Source organism: Gluconobacter cerevisiae (assembly GCF_015244675.1).
Lineage (GTDB): Bacteria > Pseudomonadota > Alphaproteobacteria > Acetobacterales > Acetobacteraceae > Gluconobacter > Gluconobacter cerevisiae.
This window is the reverse complement of the sequence record NZ_JABCQO010000006.1, coordinates 84,102-103,878: the sequence shown is the minus strand read 5'-3', so window position 1 is coordinate 103,878 and position 19,777 is coordinate 84,102. Positions and strand designations below refer to the sequence as shown.

The 19,777-nt window shown below is 56.5% G+C and carries 19 protein-coding genes and 1 tRNA gene; 12 read left to right on the top strand and 8 right to left on the bottom strand.

The genetic code is table 11. The features are described 5' to 3' along the window. Positions 1-1,293: an NAD(P)/FAD-dependent oxidoreductase gene (locus HKD21_RS08770; RefSeq protein WP_194255327.1), complete on the top strand. Its 1,293-nt coding sequence runs from the start codon at positions 1-3 to the stop codon at positions 1,291-1,293. A 64-nt stretch (positions 1,294-1,357) separates the two neighbouring features. On the opposite strand, the gene HKD21_RS08765 is transcribed toward HKD21_RS08770, so the two are convergent. Continuing rightward, complete coding sequence (locus tag HKD21_RS08765; RefSeq protein ID WP_194255326.1) at positions 1,358-2,434, bottom strand: zinc-binding metallopeptidase family protein; 1,077 nt, start codon at positions 2,432-2,434, stop codon at positions 1,358-1,360. Then, positions 2,421-3,299, bottom strand: a complete 879-nt coding sequence (locus tag HKD21_RS08760; protein WP_194255325.1) for a transglutaminase family protein — start codon at positions 3,297-3,299, stop codon at positions 2,421-2,423. The genes HKD21_RS08765 and HKD21_RS08760 overlap by 14 nt, the downstream gene beginning before the upstream one ends. 300 nt (positions 3,300-3,599) lie before the next feature. Here HKD21_RS08760 and HKD21_RS08755 point away from each other — a divergent pair, with 300 nt between their 5' ends. Together HKD21_RS08755 and HKD21_RS08750 are read left to right on the top strand one after the other, a co-directional pair. Continuing rightward, entirely contained in the window at positions 3,600-5,111 is a 1,512-nt protein-coding gene (locus HKD21_RS08755; RefSeq protein ID WP_194255324.1) for a circularly permuted type 2 ATP-grasp protein, read from the top strand. Further along, entirely contained in the window at positions 5,108-6,142 is a 1,035-nt protein-coding gene (locus HKD21_RS08750) for an alpha-E domain-containing protein (RefSeq protein WP_228121216.1), read from the top strand. Before HKD21_RS08755 ends, HKD21_RS08750 begins: the two co-directional genes overlap by 4 nt. Here the strand turns inward: HKD21_RS08750 and HKD21_RS08745 are convergent. Together HKD21_RS08745 and HKD21_RS08740 are read right to left on the bottom strand one after the other, a co-directional pair. Next, complete coding sequence (locus HKD21_RS08745) at positions 6,129-6,950, bottom strand: DeoR/GlpR family DNA-binding transcription regulator (protein ID WP_228121214.1); 822 nt, start codon at positions 6,948-6,950, stop codon at positions 6,129-6,131. The genes HKD21_RS08750 and HKD21_RS08745 overlap by 14 nt on opposite strands. Continuing rightward, positions 6,947-7,735: a triose-phosphate isomerase gene (locus HKD21_RS08740; protein ID WP_456305536.1), complete on the bottom strand. Its 789-nt coding sequence runs from the start codon at positions 7,733-7,735 to the stop codon at positions 6,947-6,949. Before HKD21_RS08740 ends, HKD21_RS08745 begins: the two co-directional genes overlap by 4 nt. Positions 7,736-8,040: 305 nt before the next feature. On the opposite strand from HKD21_RS08740, the gene HKD21_RS08735 reads away from it, so the two are divergent. The 3 genes from HKD21_RS08735 (at position 8,041) to HKD21_RS08725 (ending at position 10,926) form a co-directional block, all read left to right on the top strand. Beyond that, positions 8,041-8,520: a YbaK/EbsC family protein gene (locus tag HKD21_RS08735; protein WP_194255323.1), complete on the top strand. Its 480-nt coding sequence runs from the start codon at positions 8,041-8,043 to the stop codon at positions 8,518-8,520. Positions 8,521-8,525: 5 nt separating this feature from the next. Further along, positions 8,526-9,725 carry a DUF2075 domain-containing protein gene (locus HKD21_RS08730; protein WP_194255322.1) on the top strand — a complete coding sequence of 400 codons (1,200 nt, stop codon included), beginning with the start codon at positions 8,526-8,528 and terminating at the stop codon, positions 9,723-9,725. Positions 9,726-9,801: 76 nt separating this feature from the next. Then, positions 9,802-10,926, top strand: coding sequence for an SMP-30/gluconolactonase/LRE family protein (locus HKD21_RS08725; protein ID WP_194255321.1), 1,125 nt, complete (start codon positions 9,802-9,804; stop codon positions 10,924-10,926). A 23-nt stretch (positions 10,927-10,949) separates the two neighbouring features. Here the strand turns inward: HKD21_RS08725 and HKD21_RS08720 are convergent, their stop codons facing one another. After that, entirely contained in the window at positions 10,950-11,240 is a 291-nt protein-coding gene (locus tag HKD21_RS08720; protein WP_194255320.1) for a hypothetical protein, read from the bottom strand. A gap of 356 nt (positions 11,241-11,596) precedes the next feature. Between HKD21_RS08720 and HKD21_RS08715 the strand changes: the two genes are divergently transcribed. The 5 genes from HKD21_RS08715 (at position 11,597) to HKD21_RS08695 (ending at position 15,684) form a co-directional block, all read left to right on the top strand. Continuing rightward, positions 11,597-12,346, top strand: a complete 750-nt coding sequence (locus HKD21_RS08715) for an HNH endonuclease (protein ID WP_194255319.1) — start codon at positions 11,597-11,599, stop codon at positions 12,344-12,346. After that, the gene (yecR, locus tag HKD21_RS14630) at positions 12,306-12,659 is read left to right on the top strand and encodes a YecR family lipoprotein (RefSeq protein WP_352130830.1); all 354 of its coding nucleotides are present in this window, start codon (positions 12,306-12,308) and stop codon (positions 12,657-12,659) included. Before HKD21_RS08715 ends, yecR begins: the two co-directional genes overlap by 41 nt. 136 nt (positions 12,660-12,795) lie before the next feature. Then, positions 12,796-13,362, top strand: a complete 567-nt coding sequence (locus HKD21_RS08705) for a recombinase family protein (protein WP_194255317.1) — start codon at positions 12,796-12,798, stop codon at positions 13,360-13,362. Positions 13,363-13,492: 130 nt separating this feature from the next. Next, positions 13,493-14,101, top strand: coding sequence for a hypothetical protein (locus tag HKD21_RS08700; protein WP_194255316.1), 609 nt, complete (start codon positions 13,493-13,495; stop codon positions 14,099-14,101). 80 nt (positions 14,102-14,181) lie between these two features. Beyond that, the gene (locus HKD21_RS08695; RefSeq protein WP_194255315.1) at positions 14,182-15,684 is read left to right on the top strand and encodes a hypothetical protein; all 1,503 of its coding nucleotides are present in this window, start codon (positions 14,182-14,184) and stop codon (positions 15,682-15,684) included. Between the two features lie 20 nt (positions 15,685-15,704). Here the strand turns inward: HKD21_RS08695 and HKD21_RS08690 are convergent, their stop codons facing one another. Next, positions 15,705-17,537 (bottom strand): site-specific integrase, encoded by a 1,833-nt coding sequence (locus HKD21_RS08690; protein WP_194255314.1) that lies wholly within the window; start codon positions 17,535-17,537, stop codon positions 15,705-15,707. A gap of 86 nt (positions 17,538-17,623) precedes the next feature. Beyond that, positions 17,624-17,709, bottom strand: a tRNA-Tyr gene (locus tag HKD21_RS08685). Positions 17,710-17,777: 68 nt separating this feature from the next. Here HKD21_RS08685 and rlmB point away from each other — a divergent pair. Beyond that, the gene (rlmB, locus tag HKD21_RS08680; RefSeq protein ID WP_194255313.1) at positions 17,778-18,626 is read left to right on the top strand and encodes a 23S rRNA (guanosine(2251)-2'-O)-methyltransferase RlmB; all 849 of its coding nucleotides are present in this window, start codon (positions 17,778-17,780) and stop codon (positions 18,624-18,626) included. Between the two features lie 45 nt (positions 18,627-18,671). Here the strand turns inward: rlmB and HKD21_RS08675 are convergent, their stop codons facing one another. Beyond that, complete coding sequence (locus HKD21_RS08675; RefSeq protein ID WP_194255312.1) at positions 18,672-19,757, bottom strand: alkene reductase; 1,086 nt, start codon at positions 19,755-19,757, stop codon at positions 18,672-18,674. Positions 19,758-19,777: the final 20 nt, after the last annotated feature.

Here is a 19,777-nt window from a genome sequence, read left to right as displayed (position 1 = left end):
ATGCTGTCTCGACCTGAAATTCTGATTGTCGGAGGTGGCGTCGCTGGCCTGTCTCTCGCAACGCGCCTCGGAAAATCGATGGGGAAACCCGGAAAAGCGCGCATCACGCTGATTGATAAGAGCTTTTCCCATGTCTGGAAGCCGATGTTGCACTGCTTCGCCTCTGGCACGCTCAGCAACGAAAACGACAAAGTGAACTTTATCACTCAGGCCAGCGGTCATCATTTCGAATTCTGGCCCGGTGAAGTCGCCTCCATTGATCGCGAAAATCGCGAAGTCATCCTTAGCCCATTGCTGGAAGCTGACGGCACCGTCGTTCTGGAAAGCCGCCGCATGAAATATGACACGATCGTCATTGCGATCGGCAGTTGCGCCAATGATTTCGGCACGCCCGGTGTCAAAGAACACTGTATGTCCATCGACAACCTCGTAGAGGCCAATGCTTTCAACGAGAAATTCCGTATGGAACTGCTTCGCGCGTTCGCCAATACTTCCGAACTGGACATCGCTATTGTTGGTGGCGGTGCCACCGGCGTTCAGCTTGCCGCCGAACTACACAAGGCTCTGGAAATCGTCGGCCCGTATAACCTGCACGCCTTCGGCAAGGCTCCGCCCAAACTACATGTCACGCTTCTTCAGTCAGGCGCGCGTATCCTCCCCGCCTTTCCGGAGTCTGTTTCTGCGGCCGCCCAGAAAGAGCTAGAACATATCGGCGTGACTGTTCAAACCAATGCCCGCGTTGCAGGTGCGGATGCGCATGGTTTCATCCTGAAAGATGGATCTTATATTCCAGCCAAACTGCGTGTCTGGGCCGCAGGCGTTAAAGCCCCCGAAGTCACCACCGCCTATGGCGACCTGACCATCAACCGGACCGGCCAGATCCTCGTCAATCCAAACCTCTCCTCCATTGACGACGAACGTATTTTCGCACTCGGAGACTGCTCTTTCATTCAGGATGACCCCCTGCCCGCCACAGCACAGGTCGCGGGACAGCAGGCCAAACATCTGGCCCGATATCTTCCTGCGTGGATCGAACACGGTCGGAAAGTCCCGGGCTGCGTCTTCCATAACAAGGGCGCGATCGTGGCCCTTGGAAAATATAATGGCTGGGCAGCCCTTCCTGGGGGCACCGTCTGGGGCGGAGGCATCTCCCACGGCTTTTCGGCGCGACTGGCACATCTGATGCTGTATCGCCAGCACCAGATGGAACTCTTCGGCTATTATCGTGGCCTGATGTCCTGTTACTCGGACTGGGTGGAAACCTTTGTGCGCCCTTCAGTTCGACTGGACTGAAGGGAATCAGGCTCCGATAATTCGGGCGGAAAACGTCTCAGAGATTTGTCCCTGAACTCTCGCTTCACACGCTCTGGCTTTCGCGGATCAGGCGGTGAATGAAGGCGAGTTTGTGCATGACACCTGCCGTCAACACGAAAGGGTAAAAATCCGCCAGCCCCATAGAGCGGTTCAGACTGTTCACGGCATAGGTCAGAGGCAACCAAGCCTGCATGATGTCTTCGAAAGATGCCTGCGTATACGGATCTTCAAGCGTCCGCCCCGAGGTATGACCGATCCTCTCAAGGCGCGGATTAACACTGACACCGAAAGCACAGGCGGTTTCAAGCGTTGAGACGATATGCAGATAATGCGCCCAGGTTTCCGCAAAATCCTCCCAAGGATGGGATGTCGCATAGACGCTGACATGATTGTCCTGCCATTTGGGCGGCGGAGGGCTGTCATAATAGACCTGAAGTGCCTGCTGATAATCTGCGCAATCATCACCGAAGACAGCGCGACACTCTTCCAGCCGCCCAGCGTCGCGTACCAGCAGGTTCCAGTAATAATGCCCGATCTCGTGCCGGAAGTGTCCCAAAAGCGTACGGTAATACTCTCCCATCTCAATGCGCATCCGCTCGCGGGTCGCATCATCGGCTTCCCGCATCGCGATGGTAATAACGCCGTTGGAATGCCCAGTCATGACAGACGACGATCCATCCGGCGCGTCATCAAGAAAGTCGAACACAAGCCCGTTTTCAGGGTCCTGACGCCTGTCCCGGATTGGCAGCCTGAGTCGCAAAAGCGTGTAGAAAAGCCGGTGCTTGGCAACCTCAATCTTGCGCCAGCGCTCCAGATTTCCAGAAATGTCGAGGTTTGGAATCGTACGGTTGAAGCGGCAGGCAAAGCAGAACGGTCTGTCACTGTGCGGGGCAGGTTTGGTCAGCCAGTTGCAGACGTCGTAATCATGATTGGAGCAGTAGAGCAGTCTTTTATGTCGCGCCGAAGGCTCAAGTGGGTCCCACAGCCGCTCTCCCGCCGGGTCCAGCGCGGTCAGCAGCGACTGTTCCGGCAGATACCCGACGGAACGACGGCAGTTCTCGCAAACCGTATTTTCAAAAAAGAGGATCTGTCCGCAGGACTGGCACTCAAAGAGCTTCATGGGAATGCATTACACCGGCTTTCCCGATCATAGCCAGTTCCGGGGCAATGTTCCCGGCTGAGAGAGGAATGGCACACATTGTGACCTCAAACGTAGCCTTGCATCGGTCCAGCAGTCCTGAAATGGGCGCGGTTTCTTCGGGTCGTCCGGCAACCACCAGCGGAATGTGATGCTGCGCCACCATCAGACCGGATGTCGTATCAAAACCAATCCAACCACTTTCCGGAATCCACGCTTCCGCCCAGGCATGCAGATCACAGTTCAGGCCCTCGACGTCATCCGGCTGGATCAGATAGCCGGACACGAACCGTGCCGAAAATCCCAGATGCCGCAGGACCGTCACCAGAAGCCATGCGCTGTCACGACATGAACCGCTTTCCCGCTGCAACGTCTCTTCAGGCGCCCACACGCCCGGTTCAAATCTGCGCTGATAGGTCAGACACTTTGCAACGGCCCGGTTGAGATCTGCTACCACGGACGGAATCCTCTGCTCACCCGCGACCCGCCAGGCTTCGACAAAGCGGGACACCTGCGCCCCAGCCGTATCGACATCCCGGTAGGCAGCACAGACCGGTGTTTCTGCTTCTCCTGCCTCCCCCGGCTGGCTACCCAGATCTACCTCCATGCTGACCGAGACATCAAACGCCGTAACACGCTCCGGAACCCAGACTTCCGCCACACGGTTGCCGTAAGCATCGTGCCTCCAGAGCACATCCGCAGTGCCCGGCGACACGTCGAGCGCATAATTCCGGATGGCGGAGGCCACGCGCGGAACCGGACACAGACGCACGGTCTGACGCCCCAGAAAGACAGGCCGGTCATACTGGTATCGGGTATGATGGCGCAGGACGACGCGGGAGTTCATGCTCGACAGGCCCTGAGGACAATCAGATTCAGAAATACACTCCAGACACAGGTTTTTCGGGCCAGCACGCTCCGACAACCTACCGGATCTGATAGCAGTTCAGAACGTTACCCTATCAGCCTTGTCGGGAACCGCAACAATTTCCACCATACTTTCCGCTATCTATCCAAACGTTAAATTTCACGCTTGGCAAAGGGCCGGAATCTTGCTCCGTTAATAAAAGATCGTAACGAACCGGCATGGCTGATCGGATTTTTCCTCAGCACAGGGATCGGGGACAAACACGGTGTGAGGCAGAGAATGAACAAGCCGGTTTTGCAGTCTCCTGATCCCTCCCTGAGCAGCGTCTCCACACTGCCGCCTTTAAAAGCTGCGGCAGGCATTTTCGCCGCCTATGACACGCCGGATTTTTTCTGCGAACTCATGCGCCGGACAGAGGACATGCCGCCGCTGCTCAGAACAGTGCGGGACCGTCTGGCCGGGTTCGATCTTTCGGAATTGCGGCACCGCACCAGCACAGCCGAAACACAACTCTATCGGCTGGGCATTACCTTCACTGTCTATTCCGACCGCGAAGCGATCGACCGCATTCTCCCCTTCGACATGATCCCACGCGTTCTCACGGCCCCGGAATGGGAGCATATCGACCGCGGCGTGCAGCAACGCGTCCGGGCGCTTAACCTGTTCCTGCGGGACATCTACCATGAGCGTCACGTCCTGCGGGATGGCATCATCCCTGCCAGTCTGGTGCTCGGTAATCCCAATTACTGCGAGGCCATGGTCGGGGTTCGTGTCCCCGGTGACGTCTATGTCCATATCAACGGGACCGACCTGATCCGTGACAGCAGCGGCCGTTTCATGGTCCTTGAAGACAATGCCCGCACGCCGTCGGGCGTCTCCTACGTCATTGAGAACCGGCACATGATGCTGCGGCTGATGCCCGACCTTGCCTCGGGCATGCCGCTGCGTTCGGTAGAAGAATACGGCCTCAAGCTGCACCAGACCCTGTGCGAGGTCGCGCCCGAGGGTGTGACCGATCCGCAGGTCGTGCTGTTCTCGCCCGGCATCTACAATTCTGCCTATTTCGAGCACGTCTTTCTGGCGCGCGAGATGGGCGTGCCTCTTGTCGAAGGGCGGGATCTGATCGTCGAGAACCACCGCGTTTACATGCGCACCGTCGCGGGGCTACGTCCCGTTCATTCGATCTATCGCCGCCTCAACGACGAATATCTGGACCCTCTGGCCTTCAATCCGGACAGCATGCTCGGCGTACCCGGCCTTGTGGAAGCGTATCGCCGGGGCAACGTCACGCTGGCGAACGCTCTGGGAACGGGCGTGGCGGACGACAAGGCCGTCTATGCCTATGTGCCCCGTCTCATCCGCTATTACCTTAGCGAAGACCCAATCCTTGACAGCGTCCAGACCCATATCTGCGCCGAACCGGAGGGGCTGGCCTACACGCTGGCCAATATGGACAAGCTGGTCATCAAACCCGTCGGCGCGTCCGGCGGCTACGGCCTGTTGATAGGCTCGCAGGCCACCCAGACCGAACTGGACGAATTCCGCGCAAAGCTGCTCGAAGATCCGTCCAACTACATCAGCCAGCCCATCATCGACCTCTCGGTTTCCCCCACACTCTGTCCCAGCGGTGTAGAGGCGCGGCATGTGGATCTTCGGCCCTTCGCCCTCACCGGGAAAAACACATGGGTCCTCCCCGGCGGTCTGTCTCGTGTGGCCCTTCGCAAAGGCTCGCTGGTCGTTAATTCCTCACAGGGCGGCGGCTCGAAGGACACCTGGGTGATGGCCCGATGACACAGACCGGCACACGTTTTCCCGCTATGCTCGCCAATCTCAACACGTTGCTGTCGCGCTATGGCGAAAGCATGATGTGGCTCGCCCGTTATATGGAGCGGATTGAGAATCTCGCCCGCATTCTGGAAGTGACGGAAGCCTTCGTCCGCAACCCCGACGGCAGTCCGGGATGGGAGTCCATTCTTCAGATTAATTCGGACGAGGAGCGTTACGCCGCCCTTTATACGCTCCCTGCAACGGAAGAGAACATTCTCGCCTTCTACATCACGGAAAGCACGAACCCGACGTCCATCCGCGCCATGGCGCATATGGCCCGCGAAAACGCCCGTTCGGCGCGTCCGCTGATTTCTACCGAAATGTGGATGCAGCTCAACATCTTTACCCAGAGCATGTTGGAGCTTTCCACGCCTGACATCCGCCGCGACGGTCTGTCCGGGCTGTGCAACCGCATCAAACAGGACTGCCAGACGCATTTCGGCGTCACCGAAGGTACGCTGTATCGCGATCAGGCGTGGCTGTTCTATTTGCTGGGAAAATATCTGGAACGTTCCGACCAAATCACGCGCCTGATCGACATCCGCTATCGCACGCTGCTTCCAGACGGCGAAATTTCGGGGTCGCAAATGGACCTGACGCAATGGGGGTCCGTCCTGCGTTCTGCTGCGGCCTATCATGCCTTCCGCCGCCTCCAGCCGGTGACGACCACACCGGCCAATGTCGTAGGGTTTCTGCTCAAAAACGAAGGTTTTCCGCGCTCCCTGATGCTCAACCTGCGACAGGTGGAGAGCACGCTCAATGCCCTGTCCACGCACTACAATCTCCGCCACCAATGCGGGCCGCTACAGGAGCGCATCATCAATCTGAGGGCCACACTTGAAGACCAGACGGCCGAGGACATCATTTCCCGCGGACTGCACGAATACATGACTTATATTCAGGACGAACTTGCAGCATTGCAGGCGGAAGTTTCTGTCACATTCTGGCCGCTCACTCCGGTCATGACGCAACAGACGGCTGTCAGTCCGCAGTGAGCCCAGAAGCGGGGCGTGGGACACGGGCAATTCGCAGCGATATGCCTGCGTCCCGCAGCAGCCCGGCGCAGGCGGGATCAATCCCGTCATCCGTAATCACCACGTCGAATTCGGACAGGAGGGCCAATCGGTTCATGGCCGAAGTATCGAACTTCCGACTGTCTGCCAGAAGAATGCGGCAATCCGCCACGTCCATCAGGGCACGCTTGGCCTGAAGGATGTCCTCGACCTGATGATAGGCCGCCCCGCCAGATATTGCGGCCGCCGACACGAATGCCATGTTGATCCGCATGGACAGCACACCCTGCTCGCAGATCCTTCCCACAAAGGCGTCAAACGTCGGACTGTAACGCCCTCCCAAACCGATCAGTCCAACCGTTTCGCAAGGCCCCAGACGACTGACGAGCCCCAGACTGTTCGTCACGACCGTCAACTGGGCGATTTTGGACAGCCTGTCCGCCATCGCCCCTGCGGTTGTGGAATCATCAAGTGCCACTGTGTCGCCCTGACTCACCATGGAAGCGGCCAGCGTCGCAATCGCCTGTTTTTCAGCAACGGCTTGCGCCCTGCGATACATCACGCTTGCCGCTGCACTGACGTTCGGAAGCGTCGTGATGTCCGTTCCGATCCGCCGGACCAGACCCTGTGCGCAAAGCACCAGCAGGTCTCGGTTAATCGATGCCCGACTGAGCGAAAAACGCTTCAGCAGGTCCGCGACCGGCACCACGCCATGTTCGGTGACATAATCAAGGATCCCGCGCCGACGGCCAGACAATGCCTGCCCTTCCGTAAGCAGGGCATTCATCATGCAGGAACCTTCAAAGAGACCACGTCACGCACACTCTCGACCAGATCCATGAAATCCGCAGGGTCCCATCCTGCCCGACCGATCAGCACCCCACCCACATCCGGAAGGGCCACATAATCCCGGATATTGCTCCGCGAAACGCTACCGCCATAAAGCAGTGGAATCCGCACGGAACTCCCCTGCCCTGCGATCTCCTGCACAACGGTGCGCAGCGTCGTATGGATCTGCGAAACGAAGGCCGGTTCGGCCGGACGGCCCGCCGCCCCTATAGCCCAGACAGGCTCATAGACCACCAGAACCCGCTCAAGGTCTTCCTGCGAAACTCCGTGCAAGGCAATTTTCGTCTGCCGCGCCAGAGTCTCCTGCGAGACACCGAACTCATATTCGTCGAGCGTATCACCAATACAGATCAGGGGACGTAGACCATGCCGGAGCGCCGCGCGGACCTTCAGATTGACCGTCCAGTCCGTTTCCCCGAAATGCTGCCGACGTTCCGAATGCCCCAGAACGACAATGGAAGCACCGCATTCGGCAATCATCGGCGCGGAAATTTCACCCGTCCACGCGCCATTGTCTTCCCAGTACATATTCTGCGCGCCGACCATCAGGGGGCTATCCTGAAGAACCGTCCCCACATCCCGCAACGACGTGGCGGGCGGGGCCAGAAAACACCGGATACCTTCAGGAGGGCGAAAAGACGCCAGGGCGCGCGCATCCGCAATGGCTTCGGACGGCCCCTTGTTCATTTTCCAGTTCGTCCCGATCCAGATGCTTTTCTGATTCACGATGCCTCTCCCAACAGCTTTCCAACTTGCTGGATCGTCACGACGATTCTCCCGGCTCCAGACCGGCCAGCAATCTCTTTAGCGTTAAACAATAACAGAAAAAACGTCATGCGTCTCATGAATAACGATACATCCCGCAGGTCGTGGCAACAGCCCAGCGCGTCCTTCATGTTGCCAACCCGATCCTGCGCGCCCATACAGACAACACGATATTGCAGGTCCCGCCCGGGGCGATCCCCGCTGATTTTCACTGGAATTCAGTCGTCCGGCATATGACGGCCTGCTTCTGGAAACGGAGCACGCACATGACCCGAGAAACAGCCGCAACCGCCTTTCTGACGGCCCGGAACATTCCCTTCAGCGTTCATGATTATGAGTATGCCCCCAATGGCGGCCTGATCGGGATGCAGGCGGCAGACGCCATCGGAGTGGCACCGGAAGACGTGCTTAAAACGCTGGTTGTCGAAGTGGACAAAAAGCAGGCGGTCTGTGTCGTCGCCCCTGTGCATCAGCGTATGAATCTCAAGAAGGTGGCAGCTTTGTTCGACGGGCGGAATGCCCGCATGATGAGTCCCGAAAAGGCTCACGAGCTAACAGGCTTCGAGTCTGGCGGAACCAGCCCGTTCGGATCGAAAACCCCGATCCCGGTTGTCCTGTCACAGGACGCGATGCCGCGCGCGCATGTCTATATCAATGCGGGTGGTCAGGGGCTGGTCGTGCGGATGACACCCGCCGATGCCCAGCGGGCCACAGATGCCAAAGTTGCCGATATCACGGCAGACTGACTGTCGTGAGCATTTCCGGGAATGCCGCAACGGGCAAGCTTTCCCCAGAGCTTGCCCTGTCTGGGCCGCAGATGGACCTGTTGCAGCGCGTGGTTTCATTCTGCGAATGCCACCGACAGGTCGACAGTGCCCTTTTCATTATTGAGGGCGCAGCGGGGACAGGAAAAAGCGTCGTCCTGAACGCAATCTTCAACACGCTCCAGACCCGGGCTCGGAATGGTTCACCCGCCGACCCGTTGAAGGGTCTGCGGAACATGCTGATCGTCAATCACCCGGAGATGCTCAAGCTCTATCGCAACATCGCGGCCGCCATGCCCAACCTGCGCAAGAGCGATTACGAACGCCCCACGACCTTCATCAATAAATCCGCAAAGACTGGAAAACGCACGGATATCGTTCTGGTGGACGAGGCCCATCTGCTGCTGACACGTCCTGACCGGTACAATCATTTTTCCCAGCAGAACCATCTGGAAGAAATCCTGCGCTGGGCGCGGATCGTGGTGGTCGTGTTCGATCCGTTGCAGATCCTGAAATTCAAGAGCCACTGGTCTACCGACCTTCTGGAGAGCTTCCGCAAAGACCGTCCTTCGGAAATTTTCCATCTCGAAACACAGTTCCGTGTCGCGGCCAGTGCAGCCACCTGTTCGTGGATCGAGGCTTTGGGACAGGGCACGATCCTGCCCCGGCCAAAAGATCCGCGCTTCGATCTGCGGATCTATGATGACTGCGCAAAACTGTATGCAGATCTGTATGCCTGCAATGCAAAATACGGGCTCTGCCGTCTGCTTTCGACCTATGATTATCCTTATACGCTCAATGGCGAAGACCATTTCATCACCGAGGGCGACTTCCATCTACGATGGGACCGCTCCCTGCCGAGCGAAAAACTCCCCTGGGCCGAGCGCCCGGATACGATCGACGAAGTAGGGTCCGTCTATACGATTCAGGGGTTCGACCTGAATTATGCTGGTGTCATTCTAGGGCCGTCACTGTTTTATGATGCGGAACATGACCGGATCGGCGTGAGGCCGGAAAGCTACGAAGATAGCGCGGCCTTTCAGGGACGTGATGGGATCATTGCTCCCGAAGAGGCGAAAAAGCGCGTTATTCTCAACGCTCTGAACGTCATCCTCACGCGCGGCATCCATGGGCTGTTCCTGTATGCCCACGACTGTGCCCTGCGCGCCCGTCTCCTGCAGCACTGATCTGCTGCACTCACGTGGGCGTGGGTTGTCAGACCTTAGCGACTCTGGTTCTTTCGCGGTAAAGGAGATTTCAACCATGGCTCGTCAGACATTTCTGGCCCTCGCTTTCAGCGTCGGTATTGCAGCACTTACTACCGCATCGCCTGTCCTCGCCGCCGAAACCGTCGACAAGGGCACGCTTCCGTCCGGCAATGTGCAGATCATCGGGCGTTTTTCCAACGCCCAGCCTTCCGGCATTGCCGTTCTGCCTGATGGGCGCCTGGTGCTCGGCTTCCCCCGCAGCGCCCACGAGCATTCCGGCCCGAGACTGGGACTGTATGCGAAAGGCAAACTGACCCCCTTCCCCGATGCCGCCTCACAGGAGCAGTTCGTTTCGCCGCTCGGCATGACGGTTGATGCCAAAGGACAGCTCTGGGTTCTGGATGAAGGCATGATCGCTGGCACGGGAACGGTGGCGGGTGCTCAGAAGCTTTTCCGGATTGATCCCGCGAGCGGAAAAATCGCGCAGGTCATTTCCCTCAGCGCTCCAGCCCTTCTGCCGGACAGCCACGTCAATGACGTCCGCATCGACCTGACCCATGGCAAGGCGGGAACCGCTTTCATTACCGACACATCCGTCGATGTGCATCCCGCACTGATCGTTGTCGATCTGGCCACGGGACATCAACGCCGCATTCTCGCAGACACGGTCTCTGTCATGCCGGTTCAGGGCTTTGTCGCCGTGATGGACGGCGTAGCAGGACGCTACGATCCGGCACATGCCACGATTCCTCAGGGTGGCGTAAACGGGATTGCCATCAGTCCCGATCAGCAGACGCTATACTGGCAGCCGCAAAGCAGTCGTCGCCTCTATTCCGCGCCGACCGCCGTCCTGTCCGATCCGAACACCAGCGAAGCCAATCTGGAAAAGGTTGTGAAGGATGAAGGAGAAACCGGAGTGGGCGATGGCATGGCAACTGGCCCCGACGGATCGCTCTACATCACGGATGATGAGCGCCACGCAATCCTGCGACACCGGCCGGATGGCAAGATCTCCGTCGTTGCGCATGATCCGCGCCTGACTGAGCCCGATGGCCTGACCTACGCTAATGGCGCGCTTTACGGTACGGTCGGTCAATGGGCCCGCCTGCCCGTTTTCCATAACGGCAAAGACCTTGAGGTAATGCCGTATATTGTCGTGAAGATTGCGCCACTGGACTGAAGAGATGCCTTGCCGGAGAGCAGTCACCAGCTCTCCGGCACAAGCCCTCTTCCACCAGAACCTGCTCCCGTGAGGCCTTCTGGCTGAGAAAGCGATCCCGGATCATAATTCCTTCGGCCTCCAATGCCTGTACCGACACTGACTGCTCCATGAATCCTGTGGTCCGACTGTATCGGGCTTTCCTGATTATCGGAGCCGGTCATGGGAAAGGGCTTGAGAAGCGCCGAGCGCGCATCAGTGGCCTGCGAAGAGGGATGAGAACACCCGCCCAGCCCTGCTGCCAGAGACATCACGATAAAAAATCGCTGTGTCATACGAGCCTCCCAAATACGGGTCGTCTGTCACCAAGAGCATCTGGACGAAAGAAGCCCTCTAATCGGTAAGGGAGCCTAATACTTCTACCTTACCGTAGCAGCTCAAAATTTATGAGAAGACCTGGTGGAGAGAGTTGGAGACAGCTCTCATTCATCATAAAGCACCGTAAAAACATATAGTTATCATCCGAAAAATCTAAAGACTGACTCTCATGTGCTACAGCCCGGCGAGCGGCATATCAGCCGTCACAGACGATCCCGTAATAGAGACGAAATATCAATCTGCGGAATAGTTTTCTGCCTCCTCAGAACGTATCATGGGACATCTTTAAGGATAATGTACGGCTAACTGAATAATGGCGAAAAAGAAGCGGAACCCACCTTGGACTCGTGACGAGATCATTTTGGCGTTGGATCTCTATCGCCAAGTTCAAGGAGCTTGGCCCCGAGAAAGTGACTCTCGCGTCGCAGCGCTTAGCGATACCCTTAATAGCTTCTGGCATGCCCGGGGCCATGAAGGAGCGACACTGCGCAATACTAATGGCGTGAAAATGAAACTCATGAACCTTCGCGCTCATGATCCCGCATACCCCGACAAGGCAGGCCTGAAAGCAGGAAATCATATAGAGCGTGAGGTATGGGCCGACTTCGAAGATGATCCTCGACATCTTCAAGAGACTGCTGATGCAATTCGGCGAGCAATTGTATCGAGAAAGGCCATCCACATTGAGGTCGAAAGTGATGAGATTCACGACCCAAATGAGGCGGAAGCTCCAGAAGGACGGCTTCTGACAGTCATGCACCATCGCCGGGAGCGGTCGCAAAAGATCGTTAAGGCAAAGAAGCAGGATGCCTTGAATAAGATGGGTCGCCTGACCTGCGAGGCTTGTAGCTTTGATTTCGCCGAACGATACGGCGCTCGCGGAGATGGATTTATAGAATGCCACCATATAAAGCCGCTGGCAGACTTGGCCGGAGCAGGAAATACGCAGTTAGCCGATTTGGCGCTCCTTTGTGCAAATTGCCACAGGATGATTCATGCGAAGCGTCCTTGGTTGAGTCTGGATGAGCTTCGCGTTCTTCTCGTTTCAGCTAACGAAAAATAAAAAGGCAACACCCTTGAACAGATCTATTATTTTTTTCTCTCTCATACTTTCTGGATGCGCTATGAATGTCAGTCCAGAGCTAAACAACAACTCAAAACAACCATCAGATGTATCCACAAAATACGGATATATATGGTTTATAGACCCGCAGGTGGACAAAGAAACATCACAACGCAACGCAGATCACGAATGTAAGTTACGCGGCTTTACAAGCGCTTCGTTTTCTGAAGAAGAGATAAAATGTCGCTCAAAAGATATCTTTGGATTGTGTTTAGAACACACAGGAACCCTGCGATATAAATGCAATAAATAGGGTATACCCTAAAGTTACGTAACATACCCTGCCGGAAAAGGTAGTGCTATCCGTAACTTTAGGGTTGAGAATCCAATTAAGTTACTTCATATGAGAATGGTCTAGAGTCAAAAGTTACACTCATAAGGCCATTCCCATGCCAGCGACTATCATCGGTTATGCCCGCGTTTCGTCCGTTGTCCAATCTCTTGAAATTCAAACAGCGGCACTCACCGCCGCTGGCTGCACACAGATCTTCACCGAAAAGAAGAGCGGCACATCGACCGCCGGGCGCTCCGCATTGGAAGAGGCGCTAACGTATGCCCGCGAGGGGGATACGCTGACGGTCACGCGCATTGACCGCCTTGCCCGCTCCGTTGCAGACCTGCAAACCATCATCAGCCGTCTGAGACAGGCAGGTATCGCATTACGCTGCACAGAACAGCCGATCGACACCAGCACAGCAGCAGGTAAAGCATTTTTAGACATGTTGGGTGTTTTCGCAGAATTCGAGACCAACCTCCGCAAAGAACGTCAGTTGGAAGGTATCGCTGCTGCGAAAGCAAAGGGCGTTTATAAAGGCCGCAAGGCTTCTGTAGATCGGGAAGAGGTCATACGCCGCCTGACTGCCGGTGAAGGCAAGAGCAGCATTGCCACAGCGCTGGGCATCACCCGCATGACCGTTCACCGCATTGCGAAAGAAGCTTTTCCGGCGGCTAAATAGTATCTTTCCATCTCGGTTCAGGCTTCGTGCCCGGCGACAGTCTTTGCATCCTTGCCGCCTTCCAAAAATGCAATCTGCAAATCACTATGTTTTGTGGTATAATTGTTCATCGACAAACACGGAAGATTGCGTGGAGTGGAACGAGATGGCACGGCGGCGGTACAAGGTTTTAACAGCGGCAGAATGGGATCAAGCCGCAGAAGAGCACAGCCGAGGCGACGACTACAACGTTCTCGCTGATCGTTGGGGCGTGAGCATGCGAACCGTCGCCACCCATCTTCCTGCCGCTCTAGAACGCCGCCGCGTTGCCTTAGCTCCCTCCACCACGAGCGCGGAGCCTTCCTTGGTAGCGACTTCTATTCCGGACGTGGCAGATCGCGAAGAGGCGACCCGACACTGGCGGCAAGCGGCATGGGCTGACAGTCAGACGCTTCAGACGCGTCTCAGAGAAGAGATTGCTGCGCCTGCTCCTGACGCTCGCGCGATCCGCGCCCTGAGTGCCGGAGCAGACGCCTTGAAGATCCTGATTGCGATTGGTCGCAACATTCTGGAAGTTGATCATCACGCCGCTGATGAAGTCCTGCCGGAATTAATCATCCGGGAACTAACTCCTGAAGAGGTCACAGCGATCAGAAACCAACATCACCGGGAAGACCCTCTTGCTGCCGTTGAAGACATGTTCTCATTGGAAGCGCCCGAGGAAGCGGAATGCCACGACGTTATCGTCGAAAATGAATAAAGTCGAAGTCTTAGAAAACCCTTGAAATCGGCCCTATCCGTCCCCTTCTCTACAGACAGAGAATTCCAAAAGCGCAAAAGATGCCAGCAGCTCTTCCTACAGACGTCAGTTCGGCCCTTCACAGCCTTGAAGCGCATCTCCTAACACAAGCATCTTCTCGACAGGACGGAACGCTATCCGCCGTTCGGCTGGCGCTTGAAGAGAACTGCAAGAAGGGCCTGACGGCTGAAGACCGTCTGATACAGGGCATGGGGTTGGGGTTCCATCACCGCCTTGGACATCCGGTGGACGCTTCAGAAGTGGCTCTAGATGTCTTAAAGCGTGCCCGCAGGCATGAAGTCACGCTTAGTCCCTTCAAACCGACTGAGGCTGGGTCAAAGGGGGAAATTTACTCAAAGAGCGATACCTCCACGAAAAATCTGAATGAATTAACCCCAGCCCTTATGCCGCCAGCCCCAAAGGTCCAAAAAACAGAGTTTTCCGGGATAGAATCCACAGTCGAATCCGTTGCTTCACCTGCGTCTGCGCGCTGGGGGGTATTTCCATACCCTTCTCTTTCATTCAGTGAGTACAGAGACTACAGCCCAGATTGGGATCCAAACTCAGAGACAGGTTCCCTTTCCGAACATGATCTAAGGTTGTTAGATGAGCTAGAACGCCCAGAGCCCCCTATTAATGTTTCCTTTGCAAACACGACGAACCTCAACGCTAGCCATAAGCGGCGAAAAACATCGGATCTGACGGCGCATGATGTTGCTCATGTCCAGCTTGCGATGATGGGAGCCGAACAGAAAGGCAAACCTTTAAATGCGGCGATCTTGGTCCGGCTGGATCTAAGCACCGAATATCGTGAGCACTGGGACGGTTCTGCCCAGCGAGAGCCGCGGACGAAAGCAGAACACGCCGCACGAGATCAGGCACGCAAAGCCTCAGCAAAAGCCCTTGCTCACACTCTAAATAACCTTGCACGGCCGCTGGGCAGCCCCTTGTCCTTCATTAAGGTGCTGGAATGTCCTCAGGCTGGCGGCGCAGGCATCCACGCCCATATTCTTTGTCACCTTCCCAACCAAGCTGCCGCAGAAATCGTCTTGCGTGCCGTTTCTCGCCTGTTTGACGGAGGGGAACAGCTTCTTGCCGATTATCGTCAAGATCCCGGCAAGCTTGATAAGGCTATCAGCACGCACAAGCTGCCGTTCGATCTTCGCGGGGAAGCGTCATTCATTCGGCATTCTGCCAGCCGCTTTATGTCCTCGGACCGCCGCTGGGGAACCGCCGCCTATTTCTGCAAGAGTGCCGCTCAGAGCGTTTGCGCTACGATAGGAGGCCAAAGCTCTACCCTAGCACAGATCCGCCCTGAGAAGGACGAGGATGGGCACCTGATCGCCTCTCAGGATCTTCGCGCCTATCAACCTCAAGTCTCCGACATGAGCATTACGCGACGTCTGCGCTTCTCTCGGGACTTGGACTGGAAAAGCCTCGAAGCTCAAGGGCTGACGCTCCATAACGCCGAAGATGCCGGGTGGCTCTCCAAGGCAGAACGCGGAAGGCGAAAATGCCTTGCTAGCTCAGGCTTACGACCGTGATAAAAACTCTCTGGTCCCTATCAACTTTTTGTCAGAACAGAACGCTTGTGAGGGTTCTTAGGATCAAGGCGCACCTTTCTAACGCCCCGCATGCTCATTTTTTTCGCAGGTGCCAGCTTAATTTCTAATCCCGGATACTGAATTGCCTGAATCGCTTTGTTCAAAACTGCCAACTCAAAGCCGCTACCAGTTTCATCCAGACCATAGGCCTCTGCCACATCACCCGCTTCGTGCCCCATGACAGCATCGCGCAGTGTCTTATCCACACGAGCGTTACGGAGAGCACGCTTCGCCGTATGCCGGAAAGAGTGGAAAGATTTGTTAAGCGCCGGAACTGCCTTTCGGGCTTCACGTCCCCACCAGTTCGAAAAAGGACTGGTGGGTTTTTTCCCTTTAGACGTCTCGGCACGGATCATAGGAAAGAGAAGTCCGTCTAGACCTTTATCAGATAAACGCCTTTCCTCGACGTAGCGCAGGAATCCGAGACGCTTCACTTCATCATGAATAGGGATGCGCCGGACAGCGTTAACCGTCTTTCCAGCCCGAATACGGAGCGTGTCCACGCCCCCTTCCCGCGTCACATCTGTAATTTTCAATGTTCCAAGTTCATTCAGGCGTGCGCCAGAATACAAAGCTAAGATCGGCAGCCAGACAGCCGCCTCACCCGCACCAGCTGCCGACCGCTCGCCATTCACGAACATAGGCAGCGCAAAAATTGCCTTCAGATCCTCTAGCGTATAAGGCAGCCTCGGTGCCTTTGCCGTTTTTGCCCCAGCTTTTGCACGAACTTCGCGCGACACGACCTGATCAATATAACCATTATCCGAAGCCCACCTAAGAGCCACCGACAAGGCAGCAAGATGCTTGTTATTGATCGTAGCTGCCGACAGCTTGGGAACATCTTCCCTGTCTTCATACAGTTTGAGCACTTCCTGAACCGTCAACAAACGCTCCGACGGCTTGAGCCTCGCCGGGATTTTCAACAATACATCTTTGAATTCGGCAACTTGCCGTTTCGTAATCTGCGAGACATCCAGATCCCCAAACAATTCGACAAACCGCCGGATAGACGTTTGGAAGCTTGCGACCGTAGCAGTCTCCGGTTTGCGCTCATCAACATATCTCTGAAGCGCTTGAGAAATTGTAAGCTCGCCGGTTTTTGCTGACGAAGAGCACGCTCTTTTCGTTTTTGACGGCTCTTCCTTCTTAACAGTGGGCTGGAAAAGGTCTTTCGGCAGAGATGGCTTCCAGGCAGGCTGAAAGTCCGTCCTTCCATTAGCCCATTCGAGGACAGTCTCCGCGACCTCTGCTTCACCAGCTAAGACTTGCCCCGCAATCACCTCGACCCTCCTATCGTCTGGAGAAATAGCCGGTGACGTAGAGGCTGCGATCTTGAGAGCCACATCTCGAAAGGATGACACGTCAACCGCGCCCTCCTCAATTTGCCGCAATATATGCTCGGCATAATCAGCGGCAAACTTGTCCCGCTCTTGCTTAAAATCGACCTTTACGCCGGGCACCTCTTTTTCCAGAGAGGCCTTTCGCTCAGCGACAAGCTCATCCCGAGCTGGGTCACGAAAATTATCGGTCCAAGCACGTTGAACGGCAGAATCAAACCATTCCCGAATGAGCCGATCAACGTCTTCAAAGCTCGCCACGTGCGCCAACTCCACCCACAGCCGTTTGACCCGCCAGCCGATGGCGGCACACAAGACCCGTGCAACATCACGATCTCGGGTTCCGACCGCAAAAACAAGCTCTTGCTTTCTGGTCTTAGCGCGCAAATGCGCTGGCACGCGACACCTGAACGAATAGGTATCACCGCGACGATAGACAAAGCTGCCAATGCCCATCGGTGCTACAGCCCTGTGCTACAATGAGCACAAACTGACCCGTTAGGGAAAAAACAGTCAAAACAATCAGTTAGATGGAGGGGACCTGGTGGAGAGAGTTGGATTCGAACCAACGTAGGCGTACGCCAGCGGATTTACAGTCCGCCCCCTTTAGCCACTCGGGCACCTCTCCGGGTCGGCGGTTCAGATATGGCGGATTGACGGCTATGTCAATCGCCTGTTGTCGATTATATGCTTTTTATGGCCAGAAGATCTCCCTCCCGTTCCGCTCCCGACCGTTCCACGGATCGGTCCTCCCCTCCCTCCGCGCCCGCTGACCAGCTCTCCCGCTCCTCCGGTGAGCGCTCTGGCGGGCGTAGTGGCCGTTCCGGTCGCGGGCATGCCAGCAACTCCGGTTCCGGCTACTGGATTTATGGGCACCATGCGGTGCAGGCAGCGCTCGCCAATCCAGAGCGTGTGATTCATGATTTTCTGGCGACGCGCGAAGCTGCGGCCTCTTTCGAAGGCGCATCACACAAGCCGCAGATCGTGGACCGTGAGCGCCTCGATAAACTCTGTGAGCGTGACGCCGTGCACCAGGGTGTTTGTCTGCGGGTTGAGCCGCTGGAAACGCTCGCCATCCTCGATATCGTTGAACGCACCGGCCCGGTTCTGGTGCTGGATCAGGTAACGGACCCGCGCAATATCGGCGCCATTCTCAGATCGGCTGCGGCGTTCGGAGCGGCAGCGCTTCTGGTGCAGGATCGCAATGCCCCGCAGGAAAGCGGTGCCATGGCGAAGGCGGCATCAGGCGCGCTCGACGTCGTTCCCATCCTGCGTGAAGTCAACCTTTCTCGGGCCCTTCAAGTGCTTCAGGCGGAAAATTTCTGGGTTGTCGGTCTGGATGCCGGTGGCACACGGCTGGATGGAAAAGGGTTTATCGGGCGCCGTGTGGCGCTGGTTCTGGGAGCCGAAGGGGCTGGATTGCGCCGCCTGACGCGCGAAACCTGCGACGAGATCGCCAGCGTTTATATGCCCGGCGACATGGAGAGCCTGAACGTCTCCAATGCTGCGGCCGTCGCGCTGTACGAACTCGTCCGGCCCGTCTAACTGAAAATCCGGGAGCGACCAACGGCTCCCGGATTGCCTCAAAGCTCAGTTGGGGCCTGAGGTCGCGGACGGATAGTCAATATATCCTTCCGGCCCCTGACTGTACCATGTTTTCATATTGTCAGACTCAAGGGCGATACCCCGCTCGAAACGCTCCGGCAGGTCGGGGTTCGAGATGAACTTACGACCAAAGGCGATCGCATCGGCGTGCCCTTCTGCCAGTGCTTCCTGGGCCAGCTCGAACGTATAGTCCTGATTGAGGACCAGCGGGCGAGTAAAGACCTTGCGGATCTGCGGGGACAGTTTGGGCTGTTCTGTCTTTCCGAAAGTCCCGTCCGGCCCTGGTTCGCGCAGTTCGAGCCAAGCCACACCCAGATCCTGAAGCATTTTGGCGGCCGGCACGAAAACCGTTTCCGGCGCGCTGTCGATGCAACCCTGCGTATCACCATTCGGAGACAAACGAACGGCTGTGCGTTCCGCGCCAATCGCGCCAATAACGCGCTCTGTCACTTCACGCAGGAAACGGATACGGTTTTCCGGAGAACCACCATATTCATCAGTGCGAAGGTTCGTCCCATCTCGCAGGAATTCGTCGATGAGGTACCCATTGGCTGCATGGATCTGCACCCCGTCGAAACCCGCACGGATGGCGTTGCGCGCCGCGTTCTCGTAATCGTTCAGAATACGGCTGATATCGGCGGCATCAATTGCGCGCGCCTGTTCGTAAGGCTTTTTGCCTTCATAGGTATGAACTTCATTCGGAGCAGTCGTCGCAGAAGACGAAACAGGCTGCGTGCCCGTGACGGAAGAATGGACCATCCGTCCCATGTGCCAGAGCTGGCAGACGATCTTGCCGCCCTTGGCATGAACCGCGGCCACAATCGGCTTCCAGGCTTCCACCTGCTCATCCGACCAGATCCCGGGAGCAAACGGCCAGCCCAAACCTTCTCGGGAAATGCCTGTGGCTTCACTAATGATCAGCCCGGCGCTGCTGCGTTGGGCATAGTATTCCGCCATGATCGGAGTCGGAACAGCGTTCCTGTCGGCGCGCGCGCGCGTCAGGGGGGACATCAGAATCCGGTTCTTCGCGTGAATGGGACCGAAATCAATCGAATCGAACAGCGTTGGCATCCTGTTTCTCCTTCAATGGA